The sequence below is a fragment of the Bacillus sp. Bwzl_19 genome (genome assembly GCF_054900515.1).
On the sequence record NZ_CM142729.1, the window covers coordinates 1,058,058 to 1,074,770 of the forward strand.

A 16,713-nucleotide genomic window follows, 5' to 3' on the forward strand; every position below is an offset into this window, starting at 1 on the left:
AAAACACGCATATGGATGCGTGTTTTTTTATTCAGCTCAGGTTCCTCTTTCTGCCCGGGCTCTCTCGCCGTGTGCCCGTTTCAGCTGAGAAAGGTGATGCAGCAGGCGATAGAAAGGCGGGAGCATGGCGATCACGAGAACGATCCGGATGACCTGAACCGCAACGACAAAAGTCGAGTCCTCATGCAGAGTGATCGAAGTTGCCGCCATTTCGGCGATCCCGCCGGGAGAGAAGGCGAGAACCGATGTAATCATGGAGATGCCTGTTAATTTAGAAACGGCAACCGCGCTCAGGATCATTGCGGCGATTAACCCGACGGAAGAAATAAACCCGACGGTCAGCACTCTAGTAACACCGCTGAACATGCTTTTATACATTTTTGAACCGATTGTGGCGCCGAGAAAAATTTGTGACAGTTGGTTCGCTTGTGGCGGCCACCAAGCCAGCATGTCTTTCCCCGCCAAGGCGGATATGCCGATTTCCGCACAAGCAACGCCGATCATGCTGCCGAGCAGCCAAGGAGCGGGAAATTTCAGCCGTTTTGCGGCTTTACTTGCAAGCCAGGCAGCCAAAATAAATCCGGCCGTTAACAAGACGGGAATAAGGCCCGGATGTGAGGCTCCTGCTGAAACGGCTCCGGCTGATGTCTGAGCCGTACCGTTTTGTTTGGTAAATAAGAAAATGACGAGAAACGGTATCGTCATAACGACCAAAAGGACGCGCGTCAGCTGAATGAGACTTACAATCGCGGTATTGGCGCCGACTTCCTGGGCGATACCGGGCATGGCGGATAAACCGCCTGGCGCCGTGCCTACAAAGCTTGTCATCATGTCCGTCCGGCTGAACCGAAAGAGCACGTATCCGGAAACAAGCGCCATCACGATAGAGAAAATCAGCATAAAGCCTACCGGCAGCCAATGTTCCCGTAAAACTGAAAGCACGGACAGGTTCAGTTTCTGGCCGAGTTCGATGCCGAGGATCATTTGCCCAGCCGCAAGCCATCTGCGGTTAATGCCTCTTCTGTCAGCCGCCATGAACAGCCAGCGGGGCCGCGTCATGGAGAGGATGCAGCCGGCGGCAAGCGTTCCGAGCATCCAGGCGATCGACATCCCTGTAAGCGAAAGAAGAAACCCCCCTGCCGCACTGATAAGAATAAACCAGATATCCGTAAGGAGATGTTTGTCTTTCTTCAATGAAAACCCTTCTTCCTGAAACATTCATATTAAATTGTTAAGCTCGTTAACCTTACTATTACTATAGTATAGATTTTGAGATAAATAAATAATGATTTATTTCTCGTAATCCATTCATTTTTCTTATCATAAACAAAAAAAGCTCCGGAGAAGAGTGAGTACACTCTACTCCGAAACCTCACTAACCTTTCCTTTCCATACAAGGGTCAGCCCCAGTCCGAGAAATAAGACCACACCTGCGAACAGAAACGGGAAGTGAATATTCATATCAAATAAAATACCGCCCAGAGCCGGGCCGAAAATGGTGCCTAAACTCGTGTATGTTGAGTTCATTCCGGCAACAAATCCCTGCTGATTTCCTGCGATTTTGGATAGAAAAGTAGTCAGTGCGGGGCGCAGTAAATCAAACGCAAGGAATATGATGCAAGTGACAGCAAGCACGGGCAAAAATCCTGACATCACCGTAGATACGAAAGCCAGAACAGCGCCGACGATCAGACAAAGCTGGATGACTTTTTTCTCCCCGAGGGAGTTGACAAGCTTGCCGAATGCGAGCACTTGAATGATGACCGCAACAATGGAGCTGAACGTAATGATAATGGCAATATCTTTTGGCGTAAAGCCGAATTTATGGTTTGTAAATAAACTGAATACCGTTTCGTACGCCGACAGCCCGAATGCCAGCACAAAGACGATGATAAAGGCGATTAGATAGCTTGGATGAATCGACTTTTTCAAATCTTTTAAGAAGGTTGACTCTTTGACGCTTTCCATCTGCTGTGCGCGTTCTTCTTTTGTCAATGGCTCTTTCAGCATAAAGACTGAGGAAATCACTGCGATAAAAGCAATGCCTGCGGCAAAGAAAAACGGCATGCGAACGCCGTGATCGGCAATAAACCCTCCTATGCCGGGCCCGATGATAAACCCTGTGCTGATGGCCGCGGATACATAGCCCATCGCCTTCGATCTTTCCTGCACCGTCGTAATATCTGCGACATACGCTGTAACAGCGGGCATGATAAAAGCGGCGCTGATGCCGCCCAGCACCCTTGCGAAATACAAAATGGAGACATGGGTGCCCAATCCGAAGGTCAGCTCGGATAATGCGAACAGAAACAGCCCGGCGAGAATCATGATTTTTCTGCCGAAGCGGTCAACCCATCTCCCCGCAATGGGGGATGCAATTAATTGAGCGACGGCAAAGGCAGCGACAAGGTACCCCATTGTGCTGCCCGTCAAGTGCATCACGTTCATAAATAGCGGCATAACGGGAATGATCAATCCAATGCCTAAAAACACGATAAATATGTTGCTTAATAAGATGATGAGTACAGCTTTTTGTTCTCGAATCGGTTTTTGCATGTTGTTTCTCCTTTGTCAGCTGTCATTCTGTTTATCAGCGTTGATCGACCCGTGAATAAACACGGAGATGGCTTCCTTCTGCAATTCTTTTCTTTGCTGAATGGAATCGTTTTTATATAACACATCTAAACCGTAAAAGACGGATAGCAGGATTTTTACTTTTGATTCGACATGATGAATGGACCAGCTGCCGTCTTGATTTCCCTCTTCTAAGATCTCTCTCATCACATCGTCATATTCAATATCAATTTTATTGAGCCGCTTGACGACCTCCGCTGACGTGAACGCACTCGCATAAAACTCTTCACTTGCCCTCATCAGCGGATAATTGATGCTCATCCGGCTGAGGAGCTCTGCAAAGCCCGTCAGCTTTTCGGCAGCATCTTTCAGATCAGCTTCCATTTCCCTCCACGTCTCGATCATCACGCGATGATCCTCTTCCATGATATGAAGAAACAGAAACTCTTTTCCTTTAAAATGATGATAAAGGTTGCCTTTACTGATCTCGGCCGCCTCTAAAATGTCTCGAATCGTTGTTTCTGAATAACCTTTTTTTGCAAATAAGTCACGCGAAGCGGATACGAGCCTATTCTTTGTCTTTTCGCTCTTTCCGGCACCGCCTTTTGTATTTGTCACTTCACACAAATCCTTTCCGCCGTATTCATGTTATTGTCCCGGCAAGCAGGGCTCATTTTCTTAAAAACCGACCAGTTGGTTTATTTTATTATAAAGTGTTTTTGCTGATTATACAATGAAGAAGTTATCTGTTTTTAGAGCGGATGAGCATACAACATCAGCCCGAAAAGTAAACCCCATTCTCTCATGTTGAAAGAACGGGGTTTGTCTGCGGTCTGAAGACTTCCGGCGGGAGAGCGTTTATCTATCCGGACCATTATTTACTGTTTTTACCTCAGTATAGCCTTTGTTCGGTGCGTTTGATACCGTTCCCCCTGTGTGGTGGTGGGAAGGGGAATGGATCATATGGTATAAAAACCAGACGGCATGACGCTGCTCGTCAAATGCCGTGCGGGCAAATAATCGCTTCGCTTCCGGGTTTACCGCTCTGTCGGATGCATGCAAATAAAAATCATTCGTTTTCTGTTCATCAAGAAAGGCCGCATTCAGTCCTTCTCTGTATGTGTGCGGACAATGTTCCGTCTGTTTCGGAGTCAACTGTCGTCCGGTAATTGAAGTATACAGTGAAGAGAAAGCGTGCAGGTGGCGCACTTCTTCCTCTCTGATATGTTCGATCCGTCTTCTGATTTCTGCGGTCGGCGCTTTTTCGGCCAATATTGAGTAGCAGATCACGGCGCTGTATTCGCCGTTAATGGATTTTATCAGATCTTTTATAAGAACAGAGTCGTCGCCGCAGACCGCTGTATAATGAAAAAAATGCTCGTGCATTGGACTCACCCCCGGATGTTTATAGGGTATTATACGGCGGCAGCCCGTGACATGTGCGGATGTTATGTTTATTCTTTATCAAGCGGCGATGTAATATGGTCATCATATGTATCGACAAACAGCCGGCCGTTGCTTCCGCGCACCGCATATACGACGTCTTCCGTTTTGAGGTTTCTCCTGTCCAATTCTTTTCTCAGCCATTTTTCCGATACGTGGTTTTCTTCCAGGTTCTTCGCCACCAGCTGGCCGTCCATAATCAGCTCAACGGCGAAGTTCTTTTTATGCCCGGCAAAAATGCCGAGATCCTGTCTTGTAACGGGCGCAAATTCCGGCTTGACCTCCACTGACATGCTGCCGTTTGTTTCAATGATGGCGGTCTGAACCTGAGAAATGTCAAATACGTCATTAACACGCAGCTGCTGGTTCAAATAGTCAATGGTATAACGCATCGTTTTCATATTATGCTCAAGTATTTTGCCGTTTTGAATGATAATGGTCGGCTTGCCCGCAAAGAAACCCCTGGCGGACCTGTTTTTCATCGAAAGATATGCGACCAGGTAAATGATTGCCACGAAAATAATGTAGGCAATGACAGTATAATGAATCGGCAGCTTTGTATTAAACGACAGATTTGCCGTGATGGCGCCGAGCGAGCTGGCCGCAATGAAATCAAAAAGCGTCATCTGTGAAATGGTTTTTTTTCCGAGTATCCGGGCGCCGATAAACAGAATGCTGAACGACAGAATGGTTCGTACAATCACTTCGGGATATTCTGACATCATATTTAGTCCTTTTTTCTTTATTTTGGTCAGAAACGATACTTTTTAAAACAGTCATCCCGTTTTTACCAGCAGATGAGATTGGTCATTTTCGTCAACTTTCGATAAAATGTAGAAAGATAAAAAGAGAGGGGTCTTCTAATTTGGGTGTTGAGTTTTTAGTAGGCAGATCGGGGAGTGGGAAAACGAGGCTGATTATCGACAGCATTCAAGAAGAACTGCGCCGGGAGCCGTTCGGGAAACCGATCATTTTTCTAGTCCCGGATCAAATGACGTTTTTAATGGAATATGAGCTTGCTAAAACGCCGGATATCGGCGGCATGATACGCGCTCAAGTGTTCAGCTTTTCGCGTTTGGCGTGGCGCGTGCTTCAGCACACGGGGGGCATGAACCGTCCGTTTGTGACGACGACGGGTGTGCAGATGCTTTTAAGGAAACTGATTGAAGAACATAAGCACGATTTTAAAGTCTATCAAAAAGCGAGTGACAAAACCGGATTCACTGAGCAGGTGGAACGGATGCTGACAGAGTTTAAGCGGTACTGTATTGAACCTGAAGACGTCCGCCGCATGGCAGAAAGCGGAACGGCGTCAGAATACCGCGGAGAGCGGATGCTGTCTGAAAAACTTCATGACTTAGGCATTTTATATCAGCAGATGGAAAGAAGCCTCGCCGGCCACTATTTGCATTCAGAGGATTATTTGACGCTGCTCGCTCAGCAGATTCCTTTGGCGGATGTTATAAAAGGCGCCCGTGTTTATGTTGACGGCTTCTATCAATTTACGCCGCAGGAATTAAGGGTGCTGGAGCAGCTGATCATGCATGCTGAACATGTCACATTCTCTCTGACGGCGGACAGCCCTTCGGCGGAACAGGCTCCGGATGAGCTCGATCTGTTCAGAATGACCGGCAGCACATACTATAAGCTTTATCAGACGGCAAAGGAGTTGAATGCCGATATTTCCTGCAAGGAATTGCATGGAACGAAGCGGCATCAGCATGTGCCGGAGCTTGCCTGTATAGAATCGCAGTACGATGTGCGTCCCGCGGCTGTGTATACGGGCGGACAGGAAGCTTTTACCGTCATACAGGCACAGAACAGAAGAGCTGAACTCGAGGGTATTGCCCGGGAAATTCAATCACTTGTCCGGGACAGAGGATACCGGTACAGAGATATGGCGATTCTCATCCGTCAGCCGGAAGATTATAAAGACTTGCTGAAGGAAGTGTTTGCAGATTACGGGCTTCCTTATTTTATAGACGGAAAAGCTTCTATGCAGCATCACCCGCTTATTGAATTCATCCGCTCAAGCTTGGATGTCGTGAAGGGGAATTGGAGATATGAAGCGGTGTTCCGCTGTGCGAAAACTGAACTGTTATTCCCCCTTGATCAGCCGGAGCAGAAAATAAGAGAGCAGGTTGATCAGCTTGAAAACTACTGTATCGCCTACGGAATCAAAGGCGAGCGCTGGACGAACGGGGAGCGGTTTGTATACAGGCGGTTCGTATCGCTCGATGAGGATTTCGCGCAGACGGATCAGGAAATAGAGATGGAACACATGCTGAATGAGACGAGAGAGTGGATGGCCGAGCCGCTCATCCGGCTTCAAAACCGGCTGAAAAAAGCGAAAACGGTTCAAAGCATGGCGGAAGCTCTTTATCTCTTTTTGGAAGATACCGATGTTCCCCTGAAGCTGGACCGGAAAAGACAGCAGGCCGAAGAGGCCGGAAACATGGTTGAAGCGCAGCAGCATGGCCAGGCGTGGGATGCCGTTATCCAGCTTCTCGAAGAGTTTGCGGGCATGATGGGTGAAGATGAAATGTCTTTGGCGCTGTTCCAGCAAATGCTTGAAACGGGAACCGAATCGCTTCATTTTTCTTTAATTCCTCCTGCGCTTGATCAAGTATTTGTAGGGAATATGGATCTGTCCAGAATGTACGGCACATCCTGCACATTTGTCATCGGGGCCAATGACGGCGTTCTTCCGGCGCGCCCGGATGAAAACGGCGTGCTGTCTGATGATGACCGGGAGTGGCTGAAAGCGGTCGGAGTGGAGCTTTCTTCCGCGGGGCGTGAGCGGCTGCTTGATGAGCATTTTCTCATCTATATGGCGCTGTCAAGTCCGTCTGACCGTCTGTATGTGACATACCCGATTGCCGATGCGGAAGGAAAAACGCTCCTGCCGTCAATCGTTGTAAACAGGCTCGGCGAGCTGTTTCCCGATCACCAGGAAAAGCTGTCAGCGGCTGATCCCGAGCAGGTAAGCGAAGAAGAACAGCTTCAGTATCTCGTCAATAAACAGGTGGCACAGACGTATACGGCAAGCCAGCTCAGGCTGTGGACAAGAGAGTACGAGATCAGTGACGTGTGGTGGAGCGCATACAATGTGCTGATGAAAGAGCCTGATCACGAGCGTGCGAAAAAGCTGTTTTCAAGCCTGTTTTTCCGAAATGAGGCAAAGCGTCTTGACCGGCCTGTTTCGCGCCAGCTTTACGGCGAGCACATTAAAGGAAGCGTCTCTCGTATGGAGGCGTTTAATGCCTGCCAGTTTTCTCATTTTGCATCTCACGGGCTGCAATTAAAAGAGCGGCAGTTTTTCAAGCTGGAAGCGCCGGATATCGGACAGCTGTTTCACTCCAGCCTGAAGCTGATTTCAGACCGGCTTCGTGAGCAGAAGCTGGAATGGCGCGATCTGACGAAAGATCAGTGCCGGAATTTTTCCTATGATGCGGTGGAACGGCTTGCGCCAAGGCTGCAAAAAGAGATTCTGCTCAGCTCAAACAGGCACTTTTATGTGAAGGAAAAACTGCAGAAGATCGTCACGCGTGTCTCAGGCATATTAAGCGAGCATGCGAAGGCGAGCGGTTTTGTCCCGATCGGCCTTGAACTCGGTTTCGGCGGAAGCGGACCGCTGCCTCCGCTCACTTTCACGCTGAAAAACGGCTGTACGATGGAACTCGTCGGCCGGATCGACCGCGTGGATAAAGCGGAAAGCTCAAAAGGCCTGCTGCTGAGAATCGTTGATTATAAATCAAGCGACAAGGGGCTTGATCTCGCTGAGGTATATTACGGGCTCGCTCTGCAAATGCTCACATACCTTGACTTATCAATTACACACTCAGCGGATTGGCTCGGCATGAAAGCGACACCGGCAGGCGTTTTGTATTTCCATATTCATGATCCGATGATTCAGGCCAGTCTGCCGATGGAACTTGATGAAATCGAGCAGGAAATTTTTAAGAAATTTAAAATGAAAGGCCTTCTCCTCGGTGACCGGGAGGCGATCAGCCTGATGGACACGACTTTGGAGGAAGGGCGTTCAAATATTATCAATGCCGGTTTGAAAAAGGACGGATCTTTACGGTCCGATTCAGCGGCGGTCAGCGAACGGGATTTTCATCTGCTGACAGACCATGTGAGGCGGACATTTGAGCAGGCGGGCGAAGCGATAACGGACGGGCTTGTGTCCATTACCCCGTATAAGCTGAAAGATAAGACGCCTTGTACGTACTGTGCTTTTAAATCGGTGTGCCAGTTTGATGAGTCGCTTAAAGAAAATGAATACCGCAGCCTGAAAGCGGAAAAAGACGGCACTATACTGGATTGGCTGAAAAAGGAGGCGAATGATGATGCAAATTCCTAAACCGAAAGACAGCATATGGACGGATGACCAATGGAGCGCCATCGTTTCTTCCGGCCGCGATATTCTGGTCGCTGCCGCAGCCGGATCAGGTAAAACGGCCGTGCTTGTAGAGCGGATGATCAGAAAGATAACCGCGGAAGAAGAGCCGGTTGATGTTGACAGGCTCCTTGTGGTGACATTTACAAACGCCTCAGCAGCGGAAATGAAGCATCGGATCGCTGAAGCATTAGAAAAAGAACTCGCCAAAAATCCGGGGTCTTTGCATATCAGACGGCAGCTGTCTCTATTAAATCGGGCGAGCATTTCGACGCTGCACTCTTTCTGTCTGCAGGTGCTTAAAAAATATTATTATATGATTGATCTTGACCCGGGTTTTCGGATGGCTGACCAAACGGAAGGCGAATTGCTCGGAGACGAAGTGCTTGATGAGCTGTTTGAGGATGAATACGCAAAAGGGAATCAGGCGTTTTATGAGCTTGTGGACAGATATACGACGGACAGGCATGATCTGGATCTTCAAGACCTCGTCAAGCGGGTGTATGAGTATTCCCGGTCGCATCCTGACCCTGAAGCGTGGCTGAAAAGCTTTGTCCGCCTATATGATGTGACAGAAGAAAGCAAAATGGAAGAGCTGCCGTTTTACGAGTATGTGAGAGAAGATGCTGAAATGGCGCTCTTCGGGGCAAAACAAAAGCTAGAGAAGGCGCTTGAACTGACAAAAGCGCCCGGCGGGCCGGCGCCGCGTGCTGATAATATTTTGGATGACCTTCAGCAGATAGAAGAGCTGATCAGCTGCCGGCATGACTTTAAGGCGCTGTATGAACGGGTTCCTGCGGTCACATTTAAACGGGCCAAGGCGGTAAAGGGTGATGAATTTGACAAGGTGCTTTTGGACGAAGCGACTGATTTGCGAAACGGCGCGAAGAAACTGATCGAAAAGTTAAAAACCGATTACTTTACAAGAAGCCCGCAAGATCATTTAAAGAGTTTAAAAGACATGAAGCCTGTTATTGAAACCCTCGTTCAGCTCGTAATATCGTACGGAAAACGATTTGAAGCGGCGAAACAGGAAAAATCAATCATTGATTTCTCAGATTTGGAACATTACTGTCTGGCGATTTTAACTGCAAGGGATGAAGAAGGCCGGCGTGTGCCGAGTGAAGCGGCCGTTTATTATCAAGATCAGTTCCATGAAGTTCTGGTTGATGAATATCAAGATACCAATCTTGTGCAGGAATCCATTTTGCAGCTTGTTAAAAGCGGGAATGAAGAGTCGGGAAATCTGTTTATGGTGGGGGACGTCAAGCAATCAATCTACCGTTTCAGACTTGCCGAGCCGCTGCTTTTTCTCGGGAAATACAAAAGGTTTACGGAAGATGGGGAAGGCGCCGGGCAGAAAATCGACCTGAACCAAAACTTCCGAAGCCGCTCCGATATTTTGGACAGTACGAATTTCTTGTTTACGCAGCTGATGGGCGGCAAAATCGGCGAAGTGGACTACGATGAACAGGCGGCATTAAAGCTTGGCGCATCGTATCCGCCAAATGACGCGGCGAAAACGGAACTGCTGCTGATTGACAGCGCTGATGACGCAGACAGCCCCGAGGATGCTGAAGACTTTGAAACCGTGCATTGGGAAGCGAAAGCGATAGCCGCGGAGATCCGGAAGCTTGTCTCATCTCCGTTTAAGGTATATGACGGCAAAACAAAAACACACCGGAATATCCAGTACCGGGATATCGTGATTTTGCTGCGTTCCATGCCATGGGCTCCGCAATTAATGGAAGAGCTGAAAAACCAGGGCATTCCGGTTTACGCCAATTTGACATCAGGTTACTTTGAAGCCGTTGAGGTGGCTGCGGCGCTTTCAGTCTTAAAGGTGATTGATAATCCGTATCAGGATATTCCGCTTGCTTCCGTGCTGCGCTCGCCTATCGTCGGTTGTGACGAAAATGAACTCGCCCTCATACGCCTTGAAAAGAAAAAAGCGCCGTTTTATGAAGCGCTGAAAGCGTATATAGCGAACGGGGACAGACATGACGACCTGTATCAAAAACTGAGAATATTTTATGACAGTCTGCAAAAGTGGCGGTCATTCTCGACGAATCATTCAGTGTCTGAGCTGATTTGGGAAGTATACCGCGACACCGGATATTTTGATTATGCAGGCGGCATGCCTGGCGGAAAGCAGCGTCAGGCCAATCTGCGCGTCTTGTATGACCGGGCGCGTTCGTATGAAGCGACGGCATTCCGCGGGTTATTCCGCTTTTTGCGGTTCATTGAACGGATGCAGGAGCGCGGCGATGATTTGGGGACGGCGCGGGCGCTCAGCGAGCAGGAGGATGTCGTTCGGCTGATGACGATCCACAGCAGCAAAGGACTTGAATTCCCCGTCGTTTTCACCGCCGGTCTCGGCAGAAGTTTTAATATGATGGATCTCAACAAACCATACCTGCTTGATAAAGAGCTCGGTTTCGGCACGAAGTATATTCATCCGGAACTTAGAATCAGCTATCCGACTCTGCCGCTTGTGGCAATGAAGAAAAAAATGCGCAGAGAGCTTTTATCAGAAGAATTGCGCGTATTGTATGTGGCGCTGACAAGGGCGAAGGAAAAGCTGTTTCTCGTCGGTTCCTGCAAAAACCGGGAAAAACAGCTGGCCAAATGGCAGGCGCAAGCAGACCGGGCTGATTGGCTCCTTTCTGAATTCGACCGCTATCAGGCGTCATCTTATTTGGACTTTATCGGTCCGGCGCTCATCCGTCACAGTGACATGGAGGCGCACAGGGCTCCGGGGCTTTTGGCGCCGGAGGATATCGCGCACGACCCGGCGCGTTTTCACATCCGGATGCTGCAGCAAAGTGAATTGCTGGAAGATAGCCCTGAGGAACGTGCTGAAGAAAAGAGCAAACGTTTAAAAGCGATACAGCATGGCGAGCCGATTCCTGATTCGTTTTCATTCGATGATCAGGCGCGCCGTCTTCTTGAATGGGAATATCCGTATCGGAAGCTGACCGCCATCAGAACGAAGCAGTCTGTTTCTGAGCTGAAGAGAAAGCAAGAATACGAGGATGAGTACAGCGGACGCTCTCTCATCAAACCGTCAGGGGACACTCTTTTATACAAGCGTCCCGGCTTTATGATGAAAAAAGGGCTGACAGCCGCCGAAAAAGGGACTGCGATGCATACGGTGATGCAGCACATACCGCTGACGCATGTTCCGACTGCCGAAGAAGCGGAGCGGACGGTCCGGATGCTTTACGAAAAAGAGCTGCTGACAGAAGAACAGCAGGACGCAATTGATATTGATGAAGTGATTCAGTTTTTCGGCACTGAAATCGGAAAAGACCTTGTTGGGGCCCTGCGGATTGATCGGGAGGTGCCGTTCAGTATGGCGCTTCCGGCCAGCGAGGTGTACAAGGATGCCGAAACGGCCGGTGAACCGCTGCTCGTCCAGGGAATTATTGACTGCCTCTATGAAACTGCGGACGGACTCTATTTGCTGGACTATAAAACGGATCGAATTGAGGGGAAATTCCGGAACGGATTTGAAGGCGCGGCTCCGATCCTGCAAAAAAGGTATGAAACACAAATCGAATTGTATACAAAAGCGGTTGAACAAATTACAAAAACGAATGTGAAAAGGCGTGCGCTCTATTTCTTCGATGGAGGTCACGTTCTTACACTGTAATAAGATCCGAAGCTCCTTTTTTGGAGCGGATCTTTTTTTCTATCAGAAAAGTGAGGTGAATGCGGTATGCGCATTTTACATACAGCTGACTGGCACCTCGGCAAAACGCTTGAAGGCAGAAGCCGGCTGAGTGAACAGGCCGAGGTATTGGAAGAGCTGAATACCATTGTCAAAGAAGAAAACATTGATGCGGTCATTATGGCAGGGGATGTATTTGATACGGTCAATCCGCCTGCGCTCGCTGAACAGCTGTATTACGAAAGTCTTTCCGCGCTTTCTGACGGCGGAAAACGCCCGGTTGTCGTCATTGCTGGGAACCATGACAATCCTGACAGGCTGGCGGCTGCTTCTCCGTTAACAAATGAGCGCGGCATTCATTTAATCGGCTATCCGCGGACAGAACCCGTCCATATTGAGGTGCCGTCGGCGGACGAGCTGTTAGCCGTTGCCGCGCTGGCCTATCCGTCAGAAGCGAGATTAAACGAGGTGCTGTCTGATACGTTTGAGGAAAAGCTTCTTCGCGATCATTACGATGTGAAAATCAGAGAGGCGTTTGCCCGCATGTGCGGTCTGTGCCGGGACGATGCCGTGAAAGTCGCGGCGAGCCACATTTATGTCGCGGGAGGAAATCAGACCGATTCAGAGCGTCCGATTGAAGTCGGGGGCGCTTACACGGTCGCCGCTGAAAGCCTGCCGGCTGATGCGGCTTACGTGGCCCTCGGCCATCTCCACCGTCCGCAAACGATCAAGCGTGCCAAAACGGCTGCCCGCTATTCCGGCTCTCCGCTGGCATACAGCTTTTCAGAAGCCGGTTATGCCAAATCGGTGACGGTGGTAGAAGCGAAGCCGGGCGGAGAAGCGAAGTGGGAAGAGATTTTCCTGTCTTCCGGAAAACCGCTTGTCAAATGGAAAGCGCAGGGGCTGAGCGAGGTTCACGGCTGGCTCGATGAAGGGCGTGACCGGAATGCCTGGATCGATCTTGATATCCATTTGACGGATCAGCTTTCTCTTGAAGAAATCCATCGGCTGAGAAAAGCGCATCCAGGCTTTATCCATATCAGGCCGGTTTTTGAAGAAAAAGAGACAGACATTGACCGGATTGAAGTGAAAAACACATCAATTGAGGACCGGTTTAAGAAATTTTATGAAAAACAAACGGGCGGCGGCGTGCCGGATGAGGAGATGGTCAAGCTGTTTTTAGAGCTTGCGTCAGCGGATGATGAGGAGGATGCGACATGAAGCCGATTCTGTTAACGATAAAAGGGCTCCACAGCTTCAGAGAGGAACAGACCATTGACTTTGACGGACTGTCCGGTGCCGGGGTGTTCGGAATTTTCGGCCCGACGGGAAGCGGAAAGTCGTCGATCCTTGATGCGATGACACTCGCTTTATACGGAAAAGTGGAGCGCGCCGCAAATAATACGCACGGCATTCTGAACCATGCCGAAGATCAGCTCGCCGTCTCTTTTACATTCGCGCTTCAATCCGGCCACAGGGTGTCCTACAAAGTAGAGCGCGTTTTTAAGAGAACGGATGAAACGAAAGTGAAAACCGCCCTTTGCCGCTTGATTGAAATCAAAGAGGAACAAACCGTGCTTGCCGATAAAGCGAATGAAGTGAACAAAAAGGTGGAAGAGCTTCTTGGTCTGACCATTGACGACTTTACAAGAGCCGTCGTGCTCCCGCAAGGAAAGTTTGCCGAGTTTCTGTCACTGAAAGGCGCGGAAAGAAGACATATGCTGCAGCGCCTTTTTAATCTGGAACAGTACGGTGACAGGCTTGTCAAAAAATTGCGGCGGCGGGCGCAGGAAGCGGCCGCGAAAAAAAATGAGATGCTGGCAGAACAATCCGGCCTCGGAGACGCGGGGGAAGACGCGCTGAAGCTGGCTGAACAGCAGTTTCATGAAGCGAATGAACGGCTTGAAGCGGCTGAGAAGAAACGGGTCCAAGCAAAAGAACGTTTTGAGAATCACCAGGAGATTTGGAACTTGCAGACAGAGAGAAACGAATACGAGGTGCGGCAGGAAAAGCTTGAGGAAAAACGCCCGTATATCACGGATTTGACTGACCGTCTTAAAGAAGCGGAAACTGCTCTCGCTCTTGAACCGTATGCAGATCGCTACACGGAAGCCGTCCGCCGGAAGGAGCGCGCCGAGAAGGAGCACGAACTGGCCAAACGGAAATTAGAGGCGGAAACCGCTTCATTTACCCGGCAAAATGAAGCCTATGAAGCGTGGCGGATTCATAAGGCTGAACAAGAGCCGAAGCTTGTCAAGGAAGAAGAGCTGTATCAAAGGCTGTCAGCCATTGAACAAAAGCTGCTTGAAGCAAAAAAAGAAGCGGAAAAAACAAAGGCGGAGCACGGCAAAAAAGAGGAAGAATACGAAGCCGCCTCGAAACAGCTGACCGCAGTGAAAGATCGCCTGACCCGCGGCCAAAACAGGCAGAATGAGCTGAAAGAAGAGCTGAAAGCAGTTCAAGTGACCGCTGATGAACGGAAAAAATGCCAGACCGCCGCACAGCTGGCAGCCGGCTTTCAGCAGACACAGGAACAAATCAAGAAAGAACGGGTCAATCTGACAGCCCAGTTGAAAAACATGGAGAAGCTGAACGGAGAAAGCGAGGCGCTCAGCGCAAAGGCGAAATCGGAAGAAGAGGACATTACGCGCGCTTATCAAACACTTCAAACCGTTTACCATATGGTCTGTGAAACGGAACGTTCACTGAAAGCCGCAGCCGAACGGGCGGACAAAACGCAAACCGACCTGCGCAGGCGCTCAGAGGAAGCGAGAACGGCTGCATTAACAAAAGAATTATCGGAAAAACTAATCGAAGGAAAGCCTTGTCCTGTATGCGGCTCAACGCAGCATGACCGTTCGCGCTCCGCTCATGAAACATATTCGCCCGATACGGCTGTACAGGAACGTTTGCAGCAGGTTGAAGCGCTGCTTTCTGAGGCGGCGGCTCTTTCTCAGGAAGTGCTGACGGCCAAGGTTGCATTAGAAGAGCAGTCGGGGCGTTTTACCGAAGAATGTCCGTTTCTGCAAAACGCCCGGGTCCCGGAGCTGGAAGCCGCTTCTTCTATCAGCGGCCGTCCGCTTGATGAAGCGTTCAGCGCCGTCCGCCTGGAGTGGAAACAAATGAAACAGGATATGCTGTCGGTAAAAGAGAAGGTCACGAGACTGATCAGTACCTATCAAAAGACGGTGAAACAAGCTGAACAGCTGGGCGAACGAATCCGCTATGAGGAAAAAGAAGCAGAGCGCCTCAAACATTCATTAGAAGAGCTCGAATCGCTGTCAGAAAGCCGCTTGAATCAGTACAATGAAGCCTGCGGGGATATTCCGTTAAACCGGATTGACGCCTGGCAGGCTTCGATAGACGAAAAGGACAGGCAGGCAGAGGAATTCGAGAAGCGCATTGAAACAAGCATCGCCTTCCTAAAGGAACATGAAGATGAGAAAGAACGGCTGCAGGAGAAGAAGCATCAGCTTGAACGGGAACGGCTCGAGCTTCACTATGCGTCAGAGCGCCTGCAGCAGGTCATTGACGGATATGAACAAGAGCTCGGAACAGCAGCTGAAGAAACATCCATTTCTGCAAAGCTTGACGCAGTGCGGCAGGAATTACAGCTCTTAAAATCGAAAGAACAGTCGTTATTCGATGCGCTGCAGCAGGCTCAGCAATCACTGAATGACGCAAAAGGCCGGGAATCCGGGAGCCTCATGTCACTGCGGGACGCTGAGTCCGCCCTTGAGAAAGCGCAAAATGACTGGTACGGGAAATCAAAAGACACCGGGTTTGCCGAGCCGGATCAAGTCAAAAAAAGCCTGCTTCCGAAAGAGCGGGCCGAGGAAATGAAAAGAGAAATTGATGAATTTCTGGACAGCTCAAAGCAGCTTTCGGCAAATATCCGCCGTGTCACTGATAAATTAGCCGGCCGCCGGGTAACGGAAGAAGAATGGACAGCATCGGTTTCTCTGCTGGAGCAGGCAGAGGCTGAGTCAGGCGCCGCCAAGGAGGAAAAAGGAGCTCAGGCAAAAGCCTTTGCGGTGATGCAGAAACAGCATAAGCGCTTTAAAGAGATTGAAGCCGAACTGAAAAGCTGGCAGACACAGATTGACAGGCTTGATAAGCTCCAGTCTGTATGTAAAGGCAATACATTCGTCGAATTTTTAGCGGAGGAACAGCTGGAAAGCGTGGCCCGAGACGCCTCTGCACGGCTTGGAGCGCTGACAAGACAGCGGTATGCCATATTAGTCGATTCAGAAGGCGGCTTCGTCATGCGCGATGACGCGAACGGCGGCGTCAAACGCCCCGTATCAAGCCTTTCCGGCGGTGAGACGTTTCTGACATCGCTGTCGCTTGCGCTTGCCTTGTCTGCCCAGATTCAGCTGCGGGGGCAATATCCGCTGCAATTCTTTTTCTTAGATGAAGGATTCGGGACGCTTGACCAAGGGCTTTTAGACACCGTTGTCACAGCGCTGGAAAAGCTGCAATCGGATAATTTGTCCGTCGGGGTGATCAGCCATGTGCAGGAGCTCAGAGCGCGGCTGCCGAAAAAATTAATCGTTCATCCGTCCGAACCGGGCGGAAAAGGCACCCGGGTCACAATGGAGATCATGTAGAAAGGAGAAGG

General features: G+C 49.7%; 9 protein-coding genes. 4 read left to right on the plus strand and 5 right to left on the minus strand.

Annotation, left to right across the window (positions count from 1 at the left end; translation table 11 throughout):
- Positions 1–36 precede the first annotated feature (36 nt).
- From ACW5MY_RS05570 to ACW5MY_RS05590, 5 genes are all read right to left on the minus strand, one after another.
- Positions 37–1,194, minus strand: coding sequence for an AbrB family transcriptional regulator (locus ACW5MY_RS05570; RefSeq protein ID WP_013351755.1), 1,158 nt, complete (start codon positions 1,192–1,194; stop codon positions 37–39).
- Positions 1,195–1,359: 165 nt separating this feature from the next.
- Positions 1,360–2,556, minus strand: a complete 1,197-nt coding sequence (locus tag ACW5MY_RS05575; RefSeq protein WP_013351756.1) for an MFS transporter — start codon at positions 2,554–2,556, stop codon at positions 1,360–1,362.
- Positions 2,557–2,571: 15 nt separating this feature from the next.
- On the minus strand, positions 2,572–3,192 hold the full coding sequence (locus ACW5MY_RS05580) for a TetR/AcrR family transcriptional regulator (protein WP_013351757.1): 621 nt from the start codon (positions 3,190–3,192) through the stop codon (positions 2,572–2,574).
- Between the two features lie 240 nt (positions 3,193–3,432).
- Complete coding sequence (locus ACW5MY_RS05585) at positions 3,433–3,960, minus strand: ferritin-like domain-containing protein (RefSeq protein ID WP_013351758.1); 528 nt, start codon at positions 3,958–3,960, stop codon at positions 3,433–3,435.
- Between the two features lie 68 nt (positions 3,961–4,028).
- Complete coding sequence (locus tag ACW5MY_RS05590; protein ID WP_289394264.1) at positions 4,029–4,742, minus strand: DUF421 domain-containing protein; 714 nt, start codon at positions 4,740–4,742, stop codon at positions 4,029–4,031.
- 140 nt (positions 4,743–4,882) lie between these two features.
- On the opposite strand from ACW5MY_RS05590, the gene addB reads away from it, so the two are divergent.
- The 4 genes from addB (at position 4,883) to sbcC (ending at position 16,702) form a co-directional block, all read left to right on the plus strand.
- Positions 4,883–8,383: a helicase-exonuclease AddAB subunit AddB gene (addB, locus tag ACW5MY_RS05595; protein WP_013351760.1), complete on the plus strand. Its 3,501-nt coding sequence runs from the start codon at positions 4,883–4,885 to the stop codon at positions 8,381–8,383.
- Complete coding sequence (gene addA, locus ACW5MY_RS05600) at positions 8,370–12,074, plus strand: helicase-exonuclease AddAB subunit AddA (protein WP_462061900.1); 3,705 nt, start codon at positions 8,370–8,372, stop codon at positions 12,072–12,074. The genes addB and addA overlap by 14 nt, the downstream gene beginning before the upstream one ends.
- Before the next feature lie 66 nt (positions 12,075–12,140).
- Entirely contained in the window at positions 12,141–13,313 is a 1,173-nt protein-coding gene (gene sbcD / locus ACW5MY_RS05605) for an exonuclease subunit SbcD (protein WP_013351762.1), read from the plus strand.
- Positions 13,310–16,702, plus strand: a complete 3,393-nt coding sequence (gene sbcC, locus ACW5MY_RS05610; RefSeq protein WP_013351763.1) for an exonuclease subunit SbcC — start codon at positions 13,310–13,312, stop codon at positions 16,700–16,702. Before sbcD ends, sbcC begins: the two co-directional genes overlap by 4 nt.
- Positions 16,703–16,713 lie beyond the last annotated feature (11 nt).